Raw genomic sequence first — 18584 nt, forward strand, 5'->3', positions numbered from 1 at the left:
TGTATGAGTTATATCATGTCCCTGATGCTGTTTTTTAACAGCATTAAACCGGCGGAGGCTCTCCCGAGCCTCATACAGAAAGGCAAAGCGTCTTTTTATTCCAAGAAGTTCAATGGTCGCAAGACCGCTTATGGTGAACGCGTTGTCGCGGAATCCCTTGCAGGTGCCCACCGTTCATTACCATTAAACACATTGGTTGAAGTCACAAACCTCGATAACCAGCGTTCAGTAGTTGTACGAATCAATGATCGGGGCCCTTTTACAAAGAGTCGTGTTATTGATCTCACGCACGCGGCTGCTCAGGCGCTCGGTATGGTCTCCAGAGGGGTTGCCAATGTGTCACTTCGGGTTGTTGGAAAAGGGCAGGCCCTCGCGGCCCTCGTACCGTCGGCAACCATCAACACACCTGATGCTTTTCAGCCGCTGCTGGAGCCGGTGCTGTAAGAAAATCCGGACATTTGGTCCGCGCTGTCGAACCGTTCAACGCTCATCCGTGCAATTCCTGACGCGGGCGCTGAACGGTTCTTTTTTGTTATACGGTCCAGGATTTGTAGTTTGTAGGCACGCTGGCTGTTTGTCACTTCGTTAGCTAACTAATGCGACATATTCCGCTCCCAATCCGGCATACCTATGAAACAAACTCTTAATCTGGGACAGGTCCGCTCGTTCGGCAATGTCGAGTTTTTGGCCCGTCAGTTAGTCGAAGGATTTATTACCGGTCTGCATAAATCACCGTTTCACGGATTCTCGGTCGAATTTGCCGAGCACCGACTCTACAATACCGGCGAAACGACCCGGCACATTGACTGGAAAGTATTTGGCAAGACCGAAAAGTTGTTTGTCAAGCGCTATGAAGAGGAAACGAATCTCCGCTGCCATCTGCTGATCGATACGTCGTCATCGATGTATTACCCGGAGGCAAATTATGGGAAGATGACATTCAGTGTAATGGCAGCTGCCTGTCTGGCCTACATGCTCCAGCGCCAGAAAGATGCGGTCAGCCTGACCACGTTTGCCGATACCATTGACATACAGACGCCCATAAAGTCAACGCCTTCGCACGTTCATAAACTGTTTACGCAACTGGATCAGCTGATGCAGCAACCCAAACCGTTGCGCAAAACATCGGCGGCTGACGTTATCCATCAGGTGGCCGAAAAGATCAACAAGCGGTCGCTGGTGGTTATTTTTAGTGATATGTTCGAAAATGCGGACAAGGCCGATGCGCTCTTTTCGGCCCTTCAGCACTTACGGCATAATCTCCACGAGGTGCTGCTTTTTCACGTCACCGACAAAAAAACCGAAGAGGATTTTGCGTTCGATGAACGCCCTTACGAATTTATCGATCTCGAAACGGGCGAAACGGTAAAGCTTCAACCAGGGCAGGTTCGCGAGACGTACCAGCAGGCCGTCAAGTCGTATTTTCAGGATTTGAAGATGCGGTGCGGCCAGTACAAGATCGACTTTATCGAGGCCGATATTGCCCAGGGATTCGATCAGATTCTGACCTCGTATCTGGTGAAACGAACAAAAATGAGGTAGACGTAACGCGGACATTCGTCCGCGTTACGTCTATTTTTTTAAACTGGCTTTCGCGTTGGTTGGCGCAACCGCTGGCTTTTGGGCAGCCTGCTGGCGTTTGTGAAAGAGCACAAAATCCTCAATCTGCTCGACGGGAAGTTTGCGGGCAATGATCTTCTTATTCTTATCGAGTACGTACACCGTTGGGGTTGTCCAGACGTCATATTGGTGCCGGTAGTCAGTACGCGCGGCATAATCATAGCCGTTGATGGCTTTGCCCAGCTTAAACTCACGAATGAACTTCTTCCATTCTTCGGGTGTCTGATCGATGGCAATGGCGACCACTTCTACGCCTTTGCCCTTGTACGTATCCACGAACTTTTGCAGTTTAGGCGCACTCTCGCGGCAGTGGCCGCAATGAGGATCGTAGAAAAAGACGACGGTATAATCGGATTTGATCGTCTGGAACGGGATAGGCTTGCGAAGCGTATCGCTGACCACGGGTGCCGGGAGGATCTTACCGACCAATAGTGGTTTGAGCGTTTTGACCCGTTCGCCAATATTCTTGATGGTCGAGGAATCCGAAACGGGCATGATACCCGTAGCGTAGTACTTCTCGAACATATGGACAAACAGACCGTCCGTACCCATCACCTTGGGTTGTTCGTACTGACTAGTTATGTACCAGACTACATACGACAGAATTTCTTTGTTCTTCCCGGCTCTGGCTTTACTTACCATGAAGTCGGCCTCCTTGATGAGTGAATCAGGCGTCTGGACGGTCAGTTCTTTCAGGTAACGATCTATTTTCTTCTGTAGGATCGGCGTACGAACAAAGCGCTCGTCGGTAAAGTCATAATCGTCCCAGAAATGACCTTTGAAGTAATTAAATACCCACACCGAATCGGGTCGTCCGCTGGCCAGTTTAGGCGCGGGTGGCACCTCGGGTTCGGCTGATGCTTTCAGCAGCTTAACGGCAAATGTACCCGTATTATCCTTGAAAAACTGCTCCCGATACCCTTGCGCCTTTTTCTGTAAGTCATTCATCTTTTGGGCTACCGCTTCCGAAGAAGCCGCATCGGTCGCTTGTTTCTTCTGCGTTTCAAGCCCTCTTGCTTCGCTGTAAAAATTGCCAAGTTCCTGCTGGTAGGTGTAAAATAGCTCGTTTTCTTTCGAACCGCTCACCTTCATGTTTTTGATTACGTCAGCCGTATCGGTTTGAAACGAGAAGTTCTGATCATCAGTGATCAATAGCTCGATGTATGGATTCTTACCCTTGGGCATCACGGCAATGTAGAGTCCCTGCGGCAACGTCTTTTTACCTTCGAAAACCAGGTTGCCGGTGCCATCGATACGGGCGGTATCTTTCGGAATATACTGACCCGCGCCAAAGTAGTGCGCCAATACGCAGGTTGTGTCTTTAATGCCCTGGATGTGGGCCGTAATTTTAAAACCCTCAGATTGGGTGGACGCATTAGTTGACTGCGCCTGCAAGCTGATTGCCAGGAACAGGCCAAAGAGGGTAACAAGGAGGTTTTTCATACAAGCGGTTACGTATCTTCGCGGCTGAATAGAGACAAATTTACATGATTTAATTCAGGAATTTAGCCTCTCTAAAAACGCCTGCTACGCTAACTCTAGTCTATGTTTTATTTCTTTTCTAAGACGCTGTATTATTTGCTGACGCCAGCGGGCTGGCTTTTGACTGCGCTAGTAGTGGCGTTGTTTACGAAGAAGGCGCTGCTCCGGCGTCGAATGGTACTTGTGGCACTCTTGGTATTCTACGTATTTGGGAATCCCTTTCTAATGAATGAGTTAGCCTTGGCGTGGGAATACCCGCCGACAGTGATACCGGCTGATTCGACCCAACGCGTGGCTGTCGTACTGACGGGTGGCATGACCAATACCAAAAAAGAAACGCCTGACCATCGGTATCTGCTGAGCCACGAAGCCGACCGGGCGGGGCAGGCGCTGTATTTGTACAAGACGAGCGTTGTGCAGAAAATCCTGATCAGCGGTGGGTCCGGCGATCTGCCGTTTCAAGAACGGGATGTTAACGACGAAGGCCAGATGATCGCTCGTTTTCTGGAAACTGCCGGTGTTCGTCCCGCCGATATTATTCTGGAAGACAAATCGAGAAACACACGCGAGAATGCCGTTTTCTCGGCCAAGCTACTGCGCAAGCGCTTTCCCGCTTACCAATATGTAGTAGTGACATCAGCCTTTCACATGCGCCGGGCGCTCGGGTGCTTTCGCAAGGAGGGCATTTTGGCCCTTCCCTTTCCGGGCGCATTTATGAGTAGTCGACGGTCCTTTGCCCCGAGTGAATGGCTTTTGCCCCACGAAGAACCCTTCGCCAATGCCTATTACCTGGTGAAGGAACTGGTCGGCTACACCACCTATCGGCTTGTCGGCTACATTTAACTGGCTTAAAGACGTACCACGGGTTTTAACCCGTCGTTCAGCTACAAAGGGGTTAAACCCGTGATACGTTTCTAAGCCAGTTAAACACTTAAAATTTTGACCATCCGAAGCAGATCCTCACTGATTGGCTTCGGCAGGCGGATCGTATCCCGGAAGGGTGTATAAACCAGCTCGTTGTTGACAATACCCGCCATAACGTTCTTTTCGCCGTTCATTAAGCCTTCCAGCGCCCCAAGGCCCAGCCGACTGGCGAGAATGCGGTCATAGGCCGTTGGTATGCCTCCCCGCTGGATGTGTCCCAGCGTCGTGACGCGCATATCGATGTCTGAATGTACCTGCGCGCGAATTTTCTCGGATATTTCGGTTGCGTTGCCTTCCTCTTCACCTTCCGCAATCACGATAATCGACGAGGACTTCTGACGACTCCAGCCCGATTTCAGGGTTTCGACGACTTCAGAGATTGGCGTCAGTACCTCAGGAACCATGACCAGCTCCGCCCCGCCCGCAATCCCCGACTGAATGGCAATGTAGCCCGAATCGCGGCCCATTACTTCGATAAAGAAGATCCGGTCGTGCGAATCGGCCGTGTCCCGAATTTTATCGATGGCCTCCAGGGCTGTATTAACGGCGGTGTCGAAACCAATCGTGTGATCGGTTCCGTAGAGGTCGTTATCGATGGTGCCGGGAGCCCCAACCGTTGGTATGCCGTACTCGTCGAAGAAAATGGTAGCACCGGTAAACGTACCGTTCCCACCAATAGCGACCAGCCCTTCGATACCAAACTTTTGCAGGTGCTCGTGGGCCTTAGCGCGACCTTCGGGCGTCATGAACTCTTTGCTACGGGCCGATTTCAGAATGGTACCACCGCGCTGAACAATATTGCTCACCGAATGGGAGGACATCTGAAAAATATCACCATTTATCATCCCGCTGTATCCCCGGCGTATACCAAAAACTTCGAGACCGTGATAGACCGCTCCCCGGACAACGGCCCGGATACAGGCGTTCATACCCGGCGCATCACCACCCGAGGTAAAAACAGCAATTCTTTTCATTGATCAAGTCTATTTTTTACAGGAAAAGGACAAGAAACTAGGGCTTTCTTGTAATAAACCCCGCAAATTTATCCGCATTTCACAATCTAAAGGCATCCTTTCGGCAATTTCCCTTCTGATTCGTGTAAATTTCATAAAAAGCACAGAATTGAAAATAATAAAGCACCGGGCTTACGGTATGCCGACAGGCTGCTTATATGTTCCTCTTTGCTTTGTACGATACCGCACGCCAGACAATGCGACCATGATTGACCAGGGTCGGTAACATGCCAAAATGGGCTGCCAGTACCTTAAACCGGTCGATTAATGACTGGCGATGTTGCTGCACCGACAAGCCTCCCACCAGATACTTACACAGCACAAAGGGTAGGTACTCGATTTTTTTGGCTGCTTTCAGGCAGTTGATCTCCCAGTCCAGATCGGCGCTTAAATTATCGGTTGGGTAATCCGGCGCTAGAGAACGCTTCGCTACAAAAGCCTGATGACAAACTTTCATGCCTAGGTTCATGTCGCGCCAGGTCAGGTGTTTCGGTAGTACGTGCGGAGTAACAACACTTCTCAGGCCAACGGCGGCACCAGATCGTCGGTCTCCATCGTCACGAACGAACAACGCATCACTGTAGTAAACATCCCCACTTTTGGCTTTGATGTTCGCCAGCAAATTGGTCAGTGTCTGAGCGTCGTAGATCTCGTCACCGGCATTCATGAACCAGACATAATCGCCCGCTGCCCGGTGTAACCCTTTGTTCATGGCATCGTAGAGCCCGCTGTCGGGCTCGGACACCCAATGGGTTATGTGGCTTTCGTAACGCCTGATTGTGGCCAGCGTTCCATCGGTCGACCCCCCATCAATCACAATGTACTCGTAATCCGTTGCGTCCTGCGTGACGATGCTATCGATCGTTCGCTCCAGAAACCGCTCGGCGTTGTATGTGATGGTAATAATCGATACCGTTGGCATAGGTTGAATGAGTAGTTTAGTAATTGAGTGAACAAGTGATTAGCCGTCCGACAGCTAGTATAATCACCCAAACGCTCAATCACCCATTCATTAGTTTATCATAGAGTTCAATGTGCTGTCTGGCTACAACCGCTTCGGAAAATCGCTCCTGCGCCGACTGGCGGGCCTGTTGACGTAAGATTTCCGGATTCGGGTGGTTCAGGACGAACGCGATGCCGTCGGCCAGCTGCTGCGCCGAGCCGACATCGGCCAGATACCCATTCTGCTGATGGTCGACCATTTCGGGAATGCCCCCCGTCCGGAAGCCAATCACGGGCGTTCCGCAGGACAGCGATTCAATAACGGTATTAGGCAGGTTATCTTCCAGCGATGGCACAACCATCGCGTCGGCTGCGTTATAGGCCGCCACAATCGCGTCTTCGCTCGTGAGGATGCCCAGGTGCCGGACCGTAAACGGCAATTCATTCAGCAGATAAGAGCGCCCTTTCCCGAATACGAGTACTTCGAGATTCAGAGCAGGGTGTTGCTGATGGAGCAACTGTAAGGCTTCGGCAAAATACCGAAAGCCTTTGCGCGTATCAGTTACGTTGGCACTGCCAAATAAGACTCTTGCCGGAGTGAGGCCCGACGAGCTACTGTCCGGGATCTCTAGGCGGAGGTTGGCTTCCTGACGATCAATAGGTTGGAAAATACGCTGGTCGATCGCGTAGGGAATGATCGTAAACGGAAAATTCCGTAGTAGCGTGCTGCGAATTCCCTCGTCGGATAACCACCGGCTGGGGGGCGTAAAATGCACATTGGCGTTCGCGAAGACGGTTTTTTTTTGCTCGAAAATTCGGTACGACAAGTCCTGCTCACCGGGTTTTTTCAGGTATGGACACTGGCGACAATGGGTCAGGAAGTGAGCACAGCCCCGCGAATAATGACACCCGCCCGTAAACGCCCACTGGTCGTGAAGGGTCCAGACAACGGGTTTCCCCAACTCAAACAGCGCGCGTAACCCGTCGAGCGACAGAAAGCCGAAGTTGATCCAGTGCAGATGCAGAATATCGGCCTGCTGAATGGCTTCGTGGAAGTTCAGATTGGCGCCAAAGGCCGCCGGTGAAAACTGAAAGCGGACGGATCGGTCGCGTTCGTAGGGCAGGAAATACAGACGCTCGGCCACAAACCGACCAAAGGCCGTCTGCTCGGCCAGAAAATTATTGGCTAAATAGGTCACGCCCGGCCCAGGACGGTGTTTTTCCTGCCGGTTCGAGGTGCCGACGAGCAGGGTACTTTCAACCGAACCATCGTACTGCCCAACGTTCGACAACGCCTGATGCAGCCGGTTGGCCGCTACGGCTGCTCCGCCAAAAAGATGGTAGGTGCTCAGGTGCGTAACTCTCACGGGCGATAGGCAAAAATGTTGAGTTGCAGGTCCATCACCGCGTTGTTCTTGTACCGGTGGTTGACAAACGGGCGAACGCGCGACTGGTTGCTGTCGACGTAATAGCGATAGCCATTTTCTTCCAGAATCTGCACGACGGTGCCGAGACTTTGCGGATGCCCGATGTAGGAATGATATTCGATGAACAGATTCCGGACGTTGGTCAGCACATCCCGACAATCAATCAGCACATCCGTTTCGGCCCCTTCAATGTCAATTTTGAGCATATCGATACGCGGTTCGCGCAGCAGGTAATCCCGTAACCGAACCGATGGGACACGCCGACGATTGGTTTCCGAAAACAAGGACGCTGAATCGGCTTCGCCACTCCCAAAATCAATGCCGTCTTCGTCGATCCATACTGCTTTATTGACTACCTCTATGCCTTCGATCCGGTTGGTACGCAAATTCTGATCGAGAATAGCGCCAATGTCCGGATCAGCTTCGAACGCAATGATACGCGCCTGGGGGTACGTATGCCGGAAGTAAGCCAGACTCGACCCAACGTTGGCCCCGCAGTCCAGAATAACCGGCTCAGGGCTGTTTGTTTGAAAGCGGTAGGATTCGTCGGCGAAAATCTCTTTGAACTGCCAAACGAACGAGAGCGCATCCGGCACCTGAAAGCGGTACTGCAAAAACGGAATCATACCACTCTGATGACGTGGCCGACCGGCATACCGGAAAAATAACCACAGCAGCAGTCGCCCGTTCGAGGTCTGGATCGCCCGGTAGAGGTTCGTGAAGAGATAGCGAAAAAGCCACATAAATGCCTACGAATACGAAAAGCCAATACCAGCACCCGGATACCAGTGATCTTTGGGAACTTCTTGGTAATAAACGAATTTACGACCTACTTCCAGCGACAACCGCGCCAGTACGCCCGTTTCGTGGGCATTGTCGCTTAAAAGAATGCCCGCTGCACTTAGTTTGGGCAACACGACCCGGTACTCATCGTGTTCGTACTGCGACGAGTGATCACTGTCATTGATGAACAGATCGATTGGTTCGCTGAACGCTCTCAGGCTGGTGAGTGAATCGCCGTACAGCACTTGACCCACTTCCTTATAAGGACCATCGAGGAGGTAACCCGCTTTCGGAGCAATGTCGGTGCCATAATAGCGACCCGGTTTCCCCTCGGCCCGATTCCGTAACAGGGCCGAACAGAGTAGAACCGCTCCCAAGCCTTTGTCGACGCCCGTTTCGATCACTACGCCGGGTTTGAGCAGCCGCACAAGCGCATACCAGCCCAGCCGCCGACCAAACTCAACACGCAGATCGGCCACCCGGCGATACGACGATGTTCTGGTTTTTTCCAGAATGTAGTCACGAAGGGCTACGTCGTTTCGGGCCTCGTTGATGTAGGTCAGTACGGTTTCGGGCTTGACGTTCGCTACCACTGCTACGGTATGCGCCAGATACAGCAGGTTATCGTCGGTTAACTCGTACGTAAAGTTGGTATCCTCGCGTGAGTTGACTCCCCAGCGCAGAATCTGACCATACCGGTGGTTGTAGCTTCGGCTGGCCTGCCTGATTCGGGGCAGGAAATTAACGGCGGGCGCTTTGCGGACTTTGTAGAGCAAATCGAGGCCGAACAATTGAATGAGGAGTTTTCGCATAAGGCAGAATGACTAGTATAAGACTACGGTTCGTTTAGGGCGTTAGCGGGCGATCGTTTTTCGGATGCGCAGCCAGACGGAGTTTATCAGTTCGGTCGCATCAGGTGAGAGGTTGAACACATAAATGCCGGACAGAAACAGGATCGTTATGGCCGATGACCGCAACGCCACGTCAAGGCCTATCCACCACCAGGAGCCGGTACCATGCGGCACCCGTTCAATCAGAAACCAGATCAAGCCGGCCAGCACAAGAACGGCCAGATTGCGCCAGGAAAACGGTTGCAGGCCAAATTTAATCCCAACCAGCAGGGTACGCGCAAAATTATACAGGAATGTTGCTAACACCGCACCAACAGCCGCACCATTCATGCCGTATTGGGGGATCAGCAGTTTATTGGCCAGAATCGTAACGAAGATGAGCAGAACGAAAAAGACAGAATCATAAGCATAATACCGCGACGTATTCAGGATAACCCCGTTGACGCCGGTAGCCATGTCGATCAGTTTGCTCAGGCCTAGCCACAAAATTACGTAATAGCCCGCTTCGTAACCGGCGGGTAACACGGCAAAAATAGTGGGTAGATTGACCGCTACACCCACAAAAACGAGGCATCCCGCAATGAGCTGATTCAGACAGCTTTTGCGATAGATGGACATGATATTATCCAGGTCGTTTGCCTTCCACGACTCGGCAATGAGCGTACCAGATACTTTGTACAGGGCCGTGGCTGGTAACGCGATAACGCTGGCAAAATAGGAAGCCGTGCTGTAAACACCCGTATCGTCCAATCCTTTGCTCGTGCTGAGCATGGCTTTGTCGATGGTCCAGATGATCTGCGTTGATAACGCCGTGGTTAACGTGAGTGCCGAGTAGCGAATCAGGTTCTGGCGCAGTTCGGGACTGACCGCGACAAAACGGCGGTTGAAAAAAAGTGCGCTGTCCTGCGCTACGCTGTAGATCATCAGCACCAAAGGCACGAAAAAAGCGAGCAACCAAAAAAACAGAAACTGCGGAAAAGTAACCCAGCCGAACCAGTGCAGACCACCGGCGATCAGGACCAGCACGCGCTGCACCAGCTGTTGAAGCAGCGTTCCCGTAACGGGGTCATACAACAGGCGGGCGTAGGTGTCGAAAACGGCGAAAAAGACCGTGAACAACATCAGCGGAATGAGCAGGTAGTAATAATCGACAAACAGCGCCGATTGAGTCTGGTAATGTTCAATCACCCAAGGACGGGCCAGCCACAGGGTCAGGGCACAAACACCACAGCCAACAACGGTCGTCAACGTAGCAATGTACAGATAGCCATTGTGTTGTCGGTCGATGTTGCGGAAATAGGGGAAATAACGGCCGCCCGCGCTATTGAGGCCCAGATTGGATGCCTGCGCCAGCACCTGCGATACGGCAATCAGCAACGACAGTAATCCGATCTGCTCTTTGCTGAGCAGGTGCGGAAAAAAAACGCCCTGGGTTAAAAAGCCAACACCTACACCGGCATAAGCGTAAATTGAACTCTGAATGGTCTGCCGTTTAATGATACCCACGTGCTAGTTTGTGAAAGAGTGAATGAGTGAAAACATGCGTCAGCTATTCACTGAATCACTCATTCACTCTTTCGCTTTCAACTAAGTTCCACGTCAGCGCGGTACCAGCCACGATGTCGATGGTGGCCGTTTTACCAAGAACGTCGTCGTAATAGCGCGTGTGCAGCCCATTGGCGGGGCGGATGCTGCGCACGTTATCCGGCGTAAACGATTCGCCCGCTTTCATCGACTGCACGACGTAGAGCGACCGTTTGAACTGTAGGCTTTTCTGTTCTTTGGGCGTGAGCGTATAACTAACCTGTCCCATGGCCAGCTGCGCCCGTTCGGTTTCAATGACAAGACTTTTCAGCTCGTCCGGTTCCAGCGAAAAGGCGGAATCGACACCGCCATCGGCCCGACGTAGGGTGACGTGTTTTTCGAGCACTACCGCGCCGAGTGCCACTGCCGCCACTGCCGCACCAATGCCCATCGTATGATCCGAGAGCCCAACCGGAACGTCGAACAACTGCCGCATGTGCGGAATCGTATGGAGGTTTGTCGTTTCGGGGGTCGCTGGATAGGTACTTGTGCACTTAAGCAGAATCAGGTCCTTGCAACCGTTGGCCCGCAAAACCTTCACCGACTCATCGAGGTCCGCTACCGACGCGACACCCGTACTCATGATGACCGGCTTACCCGTCTGCGCGATTTTTTTCAGCAGAATATGATCCGTGTTCTCAAACGAAGCAACCTTGTAGAGCGGTACATCAAGCGATTCCAGGAAGTCAACGGCGGTGGTATCGAACGGTGAGCTGAAAGCAATCATGCCGCGCTTTTTCGCGTGGTCGAAAATGGGCTTGTGCCATTCCCAGGGTGTGTAGGCTTCGGCGTACAGTTTGTACAGATTTTTATCGGCCCAGAGCGATTTGGCATCCCGGATATAAAACTCTTCGGAGGCCCCGTTGAACGTGATCGTGTCTGGCGTGTAGGTTTGTAACTTGAGCGCATGGGCACCGGCATCGGCCACCGCGTCAACAATGTCGAGCGCCCGGTCGAGCGACTGATTGTGATTTCCGGACATCTCGGCGATAACAAACGGGCGGTGCGCTGGGCTAATCGTATAGTGGGCAACCTGAATCGGTTGAGTTGCTGTCATAATTGGTGAAACCGTATCAGTAGCGGATGCGACTTTTGTGAAACAGCGCCGAATGCTTACACGGTCTTGGTAAAGACTAAACTTGAGTTCGCAAATTTACCGCTTTCGTGCGAGAATGCGAACCCTGCCTTAACAAACGAACGAACGGAGGGTTGATTATCAGGTTTGATGTAGGCATGAACGGTGACGGCCCCCCACGCTTGTTTGCAGGCGTCGCACCCCTGACCGATCAGCTGACTGGCTAGCCCCTGACCCCGGAACCGGGCATCGACAGACACGCCAATGATGATTTCGTCGGGCATATCGGCGACCGGTGTTCGCTCGAAGCGCACCTGCCCAACGGCCTGACCGGTTTCATTCTCAAAGACAAACAGCAGCGCATTGGCATCGACTAGTTTTCGCGAAAACCAGGCTGTGTGCGTTTCCAGGGAAATAGGTGCAGAGTTGAAGGACTGTCGGCGCGTATCGGGATCGTTAGCCCAGTCGAAGTAACGTTGTGCATCAGTGGGCTTGGCTTTGCGGCAGGTGAGCATGATTAGCGACGTGTCAACTGATGAAACAAATCCCGCAGCCGTTCCGGGGAGCGACCATCGAAAAAACGGCGTTGATTCGCCAGCGACTCAGCTACCGTTTCGGGTGAAAACTGAGCCGATTGGATCGACAACTTTATCATCTGGTCCAGGCCGATAACGGGCGTCAGCCGAGTTAGCAGCGTTGGGAAATTGACCGATAAAGCAAGCTTCTCCTCCGCGAGAAACTGAGCCAGTCGAGCCTGGTTGTCAGCCGTGACCACCGTAACCAAGGGGCGGTTGATGGCACAAACTTCATAGGCAATTGTACTACAGGCCGTGATCGCCAGACTGCATTGCTGCAAGGCTGAAACCATCTGACCGGCATCCAGATTTTGCAGGATAGTAAGATTTGGTAACTCAGTTCGAAATGCGTCAATAGCCTTCCGATCCGGATGAAATGGCCCCAAAACGATCTGGACGGGTAAACTGGGGTCGACCTGCCGAATGGCTTCCAGAACCGTGAGCGACGTATTATGCGGGTCAGCCCCGCCCATACTTACGAAAATCGGACCGTCAGCAGGTGTATCGCCAAAACCGTCTGGATGTAGAAATTCCGGGCGTAATAACGCGTAGTGCGGACCCAGAAAAAATTGGGTATACGCTTCGGCCTCATAATCCGCTGATGTAATGCCCCCGGCATGGTTGATGATCATATCGGCCACCTGATGGCCTGCTGTCAGATCATCGATATAAACCAGCCGTTTCGCCCGCGAGCGAACCGACTGCTGAAAACCGTCATCGAACGAATAGCCATCTAAAATAACGACATCGTCCGGTTCAATTAAGTCCAGAAACGTCGTTTCAGCTGATGAGTCGGGCAGGGTAATAACGTTGATAGTAGCCTGTTCGATCAGGGAATGAATGGTTGGTGTTGGCTCAACGATAGCGAACCGCATCGAAAAGTCACCGTTCAGCATATTGGCCAGTGCCAGACAGCGCATGACATGACCCATTCCGATTTGTGCGTTGCCGTCGGCCCGAAAGAGAAGTTGATTCATGATGCTTAGCGGTTCCTGCTTAGTTGAAATTTGAGTTCTGCCAGTCGCCAGTCTGTCTCGGTATCAATGTCATGGGCATCCATTTCGGAAATGACAATACCACCCGAGTTGTCTGTGATCAGCCGTCGGGTACGCAAAAACGTGTTTGTGCTGAAGAAATAAAACTGGCCTGCATCGTGGTAAGCCGGTTCCAGATCCTGCGACCGGGTCAGCGCATGTTCCGGCTGAACCCAGCGTACTTTATCGTCCGCCAGCATCACCGCCCGCTGAATTGGAAAACCAAACGACTGCACCGGATAGACCGTATCGAATTGTTTTTCCGAAAGCGTGGCAAATGCCCGCTGAAGGAGTACTGGAGTGACAAAAGGTGCAGTCGGGTAGAGGCAGCACGCATAGTTAAACAATGAGCTTTGGTGTGCATACTGGTTCAGCACCTCATGCAGCACATCGGCTGTCGTCGCAAAATCGTCGGCGGTTTCGGCCTTACGCAAGAAGGGAACCGATGCGCCGTACTGTCGGGCAAGGGTCGCAATCTCCTCATCGTCCGTCGATACCATCACGTCAGCAAACAAACCCGATTGGCGGGCCGCGTCGATGACGTATGCAATGATAGGTTTACCCAGAAACGGCCGGATATTTTTTCTGGGAATGCGTTTACTGCCGCCCCGTGCGGTGATGATAGCTACGCTACTCATGCGCCGACAAATTCCTTCACGGATGCGATGACATACTCCTGCTCGGCATCGGTTAGCGTCGGGAACATAGGGAGGCTCAGGCAGCGTGCGTAGTAGCGTTCGGCGTTCGGAAAGTCGCCGGGTTTCCAGCCAAACTGCCGGTAGTAAGGCATCAAATGCACCGGGATGTAATGCACCTGGGCCATAATGTTTCTCGTCCGCAGAAAATCGTACAGCCCTTTCCGGTCGTCGACCTGAATGACGTATAGGTGATATGCGTGACTGATACCTTCGGGCGGAACAATGATGGAAATAGCTGAGTTGGCGAATGCGTCGTCGTACCGTTTCGCGATTTCCTGCCGACGGCTGAACATGGCATCGACCCGCTGTAACTGGCTGTTTCCCAACGCTGCCTGCATGTCGGTCAGCCGGTAATTATAGCCCAACTCCTGCAATTCCATGTACCAGCCACCGCGTTCCGGTTCACCGGCATACGGTTCCGTCAATTCACCGGGTTTGTTGGTGATGCCGTGCGTACGCAGTCGAAGCAGGTGCTTGTACAGGGCTTCGTCGTTGGTGGTTATCATGCCGCCTTCACCCGCTGCAATGTGCTTAACGGGATGAAAACTAAAAATGGCCAGTTCCGCCAGCGATCCATCGCCACAGCGATGCATGGTACCGTTCGTATCCGTAAAGGCCCCGCCCGGCGAATGGCAACTGTCTTCCAGAAGCCACAATCCATGTTCATCCGCTAACTCCCGAAAGGCCGCCATATCAACCGGGTAACCCGCGAAATCGACGGGAACAATGCCTGAAAAATAGCCTTTCGGATGCTTACTGAGCAACTCGCGAACCGAATCAATAGCAAGGAGGGCCGTTTCAGGATCGATATCTGCAAAATAGACCTCGCCCCCGCAATAGCGGACGCAGTTGGCTGATGCCGAAAACGTAATCGGTGTAGTGATGACCCGCGTACCCGTTGTGACGCCAAGCGCCATACAACATAAATGCAGGGCGGCCGTACCATTGGCTACGGCCACCGCATAGCGACAACCGATGTAGTCGGCAAACGCGGTTTCGAAAGCACCGATGTGGGGCCCCTGGGTCAAAAATGGACCGCGTAAAACATCGGCAACGGCTGCAATATCCTCGTCCGTAATATGCTGACGACCGTATGGAATTGGCTGATTCATTGATAACGCGGGTGAAAACCCGCATTTGCATTGATAGACACTAATAACGGCTTTTCTACTACATCACGCTTGAAAGGCCGGATCGACATGCTCCCGGATTTGTTCCCGGATCTGCTCAACGTCGAGCCACTCGGTGTTGGTGCCCGAGTTGTATTTGAAGCCCATCTCGACTTGACGCCCGTCGAAGGCTTTCAGGTAATCGTCGGTACTCCAGGTTGGTGTGGAAGGCGTAATGACGTAGTATTTATCCGTCTCGACGGTATTGAGCGAATCCGTTTCCGTAATCATTTCTTCGTGTAGTTTCTCGCCGGGCCGGATACCAACCAGTTGCTGCTCACAGTTCGGACCAATGGCCGTGGCTACATCCGTAATGCGATACGACGGAATCTTGGGCACGAAAATCTCACCGCCCCAGGCATGTTCGAGCGCGTACAACACCATGTCAACGCCTTCTTCCAGCGAGATGTTGAACCGCGTCATGTCGGAGTGGGTAATGGGCAATACGCCGTCTTTACGCTTCTCCAGAAAGAACGGCACGACCGATCCCCGCGATCCGATCACGTTGCCGTAGCGAACCACCGAAAAGCGTAGATCACGGCTGCCTTTCATGTTGTTGGCTGCTACGAACAGCTTGTCAGAACAGAGCTTGGTGGCCCCGTAGAGATTAATGGGCGCGGCTGCTTTATCCGTCGAAAGGGCTACCACGCGTTGAACCCCGTTATCGAGCGCTGCGTTGATGACATTCTCGGCACCGAACACGTTGGTTTTGATGCACTCCATCGGGTTATATTCGGCGGCCGGCACCTGCTTTAACGCAGCCGCGTGAATGATAATGTCGATTCCTTCGCAGGCCCGTTTCAGGCGTTCGCTATCGCGTACATCACCGATGAAAAAGCGGATGGATTTATACTTCGAACTTGGGTAATGTTGCGCTAACTCAAACTGTTTCAACTCATCGCGGGAGTAGACGACCAGCCGTTTGATATTCGGGTAGCGCTGATATACCATCTCAATGAACTTCTTGCCAAACGAGCCGGTGCCGCCCGTAATTAAAATCGATTTGTTCGTCAGGTCAAAGGGTTGGCCCGTATTGTATTGATTCATAGATTATTGTCGCTATTTTTTGGCCCTCTACTCGACCAGTTTGACAGGGGGCCGGGACAACCTTACTTTTTTAAATGCTTCTGACTGCAAAGGTAGGGTTATTAGAGGAATCAATATTGATAGAATGATTAAAGAAGTTCCTACGCAATGACCACGCCATGAACCTGTCAATCTTGTTACTATCAGGTTCACACTAGTTGGATTAACGTGACTGCCGAAATGAGGGTATGTTAATCTATCTCAAGTGAGTTTACCCATTCGGGCGAGTTTAGTAACTTGCAACGGTTTCCTAGTATGTAACTTTTACTTAATTAATTTATGAATTTTTTTTACCGATTAACATTACTTTTTCAGCTTGTACTGACGGTTGTGACTCTATCGCAGGCGCAGAATTTAATACTAACCACACCCACTTCTCAAACGCCAGGTAGCAGTAATGTTATCGTTAACCCGACCTGGCGATATAAGGGTCAAACTGAAAATAGTACAAATAATACGCTTGTCGGTCACGATACAGGTAATAATCTGACGACGGGTTTATCAAATACATTCATTGGTAAATCAGCTGGTCTGAATACTACGACGGGCAATAGTAACTTATTCTTTGGGTACTTGGCTGGTAATACAAACACATCGGGTGCTGGTAATACAATGATTGGTACCGGATCAGGGTGGCTTAACAATGGTGATGAAAACGTTTTTTTGGGTGCTTCAACGGGTGCCTGGAGTAAATCCGCTACTAGAAACACATTTGTAGGTGCTTTCAGTGGTTTCAAAAACGTCAGTGGCACAAATAATATATATTTGGGTTACAACGCAGGTGGGACCAGTCAGAATGGTTCCTATAATGTGATTATTGGTGATTCGGCTGGTTATAATAATACCGTTTCTGGTAGTGTTATGATTGGTAGCAAAGCTGGATTTGCTAATACAACAGGGGGGGCTAATACATTTGTCGGGGCTAGCGTTGGATCCAAGAATACGACTGGGTTTGCAAATTCATTTTACGGTTACGGCGCAGGTAGAGAAAATACAGTTGGTTTGAACAATACTATTGTAGGATATATAGCAGGATCAAGTACTACTTCTGGGTATTCTAATTCGTTTTATGGCGTTGCCGCAGGCTTTTCTAATACATCTGGTTATTTCAATTCGTTTTTTGGTGAAGCTGCAGGACACTTATACTCGACAGGTCATCATAATAGTTTCTTTGGAAGACAGGCAGGAGCTGGGAATGGTAGAACGGATGGCGTTCAACTGACTTTTGCGAGTGGTTCTTACAACTGTTTTTTTGGTGATTTTGCCGGATATAATAACAACAATGCTAATTATAACGTCATGATCGGAGATAGTACAGGGGCTAATAATCAAGGTTCGGGAAATGTGATGGTTGGTAGCCGCGCAGGACGGTCTAACCAGACAGGGCAACAAAATACTTATCTTGGTTATCAATCCGGCTATAAAGCTGTTGCAGATTCCAATACCTTTGTCGGCTACCAATCCGGTTACGTCACAACAACCGGGAAAGGCAACACTTTTTTTGGTACATCGTCAGGGCGAGGGAACACGACGGGTAGCCATAATACGTTCGTTGGTAATGGTGCCGGTCCTGCCAGTAGCAACATGGACGATAACGTCTATATCGGCTACACGACAGGAAATCATGACAGCGGCTCACGAAATACATTCCTAGGTACTGGAGCTGATGCCATTGCGCAGAATCTGATCAACGCAACGGCTATTGGGGCTGGTGCAAATGTCGCGGTTAGCAATGCTGTGGTGTTGGGTAATCAGGCTAATGTGGGTATCGGTACGTCAGCACCCACGGCCCGTCTCGATGTCAATAGTGGTATTGATCATGAATCTGGTATCCGAATGAGCCGACTTACGGCTAGTAGTCCTGCTCGGCTGACCCTGCTCGACAAAGTACTTACCGTTGATGACAATGGTCAAATCGTGCTGGCTCAAACGGGTCGTTACTCGGTTAAGCAAGTGAACGATTGGTCCGACAAAGTCTTTGATCCTGCTTACAGACTTCGTTCATTAGCTGAGGTCGAACAATTCATCCAAAAAAACGGGTACCTACCGGGCGTTCCTTCGGCAGAGCAGGTTATTCGGGAAGGTGTTGATGTCGGTAAGATGGACGCCAAGCTGTTGGAAAAGGTCGAAGAACTGACGCTCTACAGCATTCAACTCGAAAAAGCTGATCAGGCTAAACAACAGGAATTACACCAGTTAAGAGCAGAGGTGAACGAGTTGAAGCAACTCGTAAAGCAACTGCTGGAAAAGAAATAAAGGCTTTCACTGGCTTGGTACACAAACGCCCGACCGTAATATTACGGTCGGGCGTTTGTGTACCA

General features: G+C 51.3%; 17 protein-coding genes. 4 read left to right on the top strand and 13 right to left on the bottom strand.

All coding sequences use genetic code 11. From position 1 onward, the window contains the following. Positions 1–3: 3 nt before the first annotated feature. Together GK091_RS21485 and GK091_RS21490 are read left to right on the top strand one after the other, a co-directional pair. Positions 4–444, top strand: a complete 441-nt coding sequence (locus GK091_RS21485; protein ID WP_164041925.1) for a septal ring lytic transglycosylase RlpA family protein — start codon at positions 4–6, stop codon at positions 442–444. A gap of 186 nt (positions 445–630) precedes the next feature. Further along, entirely contained in the window at positions 631–1542 is a 912-nt protein-coding gene (locus GK091_RS21490; RefSeq protein ID WP_164041926.1) for a DUF58 domain-containing protein, read from the top strand. A gap of 30 nt (positions 1543–1572) precedes the next feature. Here the strand turns inward: GK091_RS21490 and GK091_RS21495 are convergent, their stop codons facing one another. Continuing rightward, positions 1573–3063, bottom strand: a complete 1491-nt coding sequence (locus GK091_RS21495; protein WP_164041927.1) for a thioredoxin-like domain-containing protein — start codon at positions 3061–3063, stop codon at positions 1573–1575. 102 nt (positions 3064–3165) lie between these two features. On the opposite strand from GK091_RS21495, the gene GK091_RS21500 reads away from it, so the two are divergent. Beyond that, the gene (locus tag GK091_RS21500) at positions 3166–3945 is read left to right on the top strand and encodes a YdcF family protein (protein ID WP_164041928.1); all 780 of its coding nucleotides are present in this window, start codon (positions 3166–3168) and stop codon (positions 3943–3945) included. Positions 3946–4025: 80 nt separating this feature from the next. Here GK091_RS21500 and pfkA read toward each other — a convergent pair whose 3' ends face one another. The 12 genes from pfkA to pseB form a co-directional block, all read right to left on the bottom strand. Beyond that, positions 4026–5000, bottom strand: a complete 975-nt coding sequence (gene pfkA / locus GK091_RS21505; RefSeq protein ID WP_164041929.1) for a 6-phosphofructokinase — start codon at positions 4998–5000, stop codon at positions 4026–4028. A 193-nt stretch (positions 5001–5193) separates the two neighbouring features. Next, on the bottom strand, positions 5194–5961 hold the full coding sequence (locus GK091_RS21510; RefSeq protein ID WP_164041930.1) for a glycosyltransferase family 2 protein: 768 nt from the start codon (positions 5959–5961) through the stop codon (positions 5194–5196). Between the two features lie 79 nt (positions 5962–6040). Then, positions 6041–7348 (bottom strand): glycosyltransferase family 4 protein, encoded by a 1308-nt coding sequence (locus GK091_RS21515; protein ID WP_164041931.1) that lies wholly within the window; start codon positions 7346–7348, stop codon positions 6041–6043. Further along, on the bottom strand, positions 7345–8151 hold the full coding sequence (locus tag GK091_RS21520; RefSeq protein ID WP_164041932.1) for an FkbM family methyltransferase: 807 nt from the start codon (positions 8149–8151) through the stop codon (positions 7345–7347). Before GK091_RS21520 ends, GK091_RS21515 begins: the two co-directional genes overlap by 4 nt. A 6-nt stretch (positions 8152–8157) precedes the next feature. Further along, positions 8158–9003: a class I SAM-dependent methyltransferase gene (locus tag GK091_RS21525; RefSeq protein WP_164041933.1), complete on the bottom strand. Its 846-nt coding sequence runs from the start codon at positions 9001–9003 to the stop codon at positions 8158–8160. A 42-nt stretch (positions 9004–9045) separates the two neighbouring features. Continuing rightward, the gene (locus GK091_RS21530) at positions 9046–10548 is read right to left on the bottom strand and encodes a lipopolysaccharide biosynthesis protein (protein WP_164041934.1); all 1503 of its coding nucleotides are present in this window, start codon (positions 10546–10548) and stop codon (positions 9046–9048) included. Between the two features lie 55 nt (positions 10549–10603). After that, positions 10604–11683, bottom strand: a complete 1080-nt coding sequence (gene pseI, locus GK091_RS21535) for a pseudaminic acid synthase (protein WP_164041935.1) — start codon at positions 11681–11683, stop codon at positions 10604–10606. 56 nt (positions 11684–11739) lie between these two features. Further along, positions 11740–12216: a GNAT family N-acetyltransferase gene (locus GK091_RS21540; RefSeq protein WP_164041936.1), complete on the bottom strand. Its 477-nt coding sequence runs from the start codon at positions 12214–12216 to the stop codon at positions 11740–11742. A gap of 2 nt (positions 12217–12218) precedes the next feature. Beyond that, on the bottom strand, positions 12219–13253 hold the full coding sequence (gene pseG / locus GK091_RS21545) for a UDP-2,4-diacetamido-2,4,6-trideoxy-beta-L-altropyranose hydrolase (RefSeq protein ID WP_164041937.1): 1035 nt from the start codon (positions 13251–13253) through the stop codon (positions 12219–12221). A gap of 5 nt (positions 13254–13258) precedes the next feature. Further along, positions 13259–13948 carry a pseudaminic acid cytidylyltransferase gene (pseF, locus tag GK091_RS21550; RefSeq protein ID WP_164041938.1) on the bottom strand — a complete coding sequence of 230 codons (690 nt, stop codon included), beginning with the start codon at positions 13946–13948 and terminating at the stop codon, positions 13259–13261. Continuing rightward, positions 13945–15120: a UDP-4-amino-4,6-dideoxy-N-acetyl-beta-L-altrosamine transaminase gene (gene pseC / locus GK091_RS21555; RefSeq protein WP_164041939.1), complete on the bottom strand. Its 1176-nt coding sequence runs from the start codon at positions 15118–15120 to the stop codon at positions 13945–13947. Before pseC ends, pseF begins: the two co-directional genes overlap by 4 nt. A 63-nt stretch (positions 15121–15183) precedes the next feature. Then, the gene (gene pseB / locus GK091_RS21560) at positions 15184–16224 is read right to left on the bottom strand and encodes a UDP-N-acetylglucosamine 4,6-dehydratase (inverting) (RefSeq protein WP_164041940.1); all 1041 of its coding nucleotides are present in this window, start codon (positions 16222–16224) and stop codon (positions 15184–15186) included. Positions 16225–16542: 318 nt separating this feature from the next. Between pseB and GK091_RS21565 the strand changes: the two genes are divergently transcribed. Next, positions 16543–18519, top strand: a complete 1977-nt coding sequence (locus tag GK091_RS21565) for a hypothetical protein (RefSeq protein WP_164041941.1) — start codon at positions 16543–16545, stop codon at positions 18517–18519. Positions 18520–18584: the final 65 nt, after the last annotated feature.

The organism is Spirosoma agri (assembly GCF_010747415.1).
Classification (GTDB): domain Bacteria; phylum Bacteroidota; class Bacteroidia; order Cytophagales; family Spirosomataceae; genus Spirosoma; species Spirosoma agri.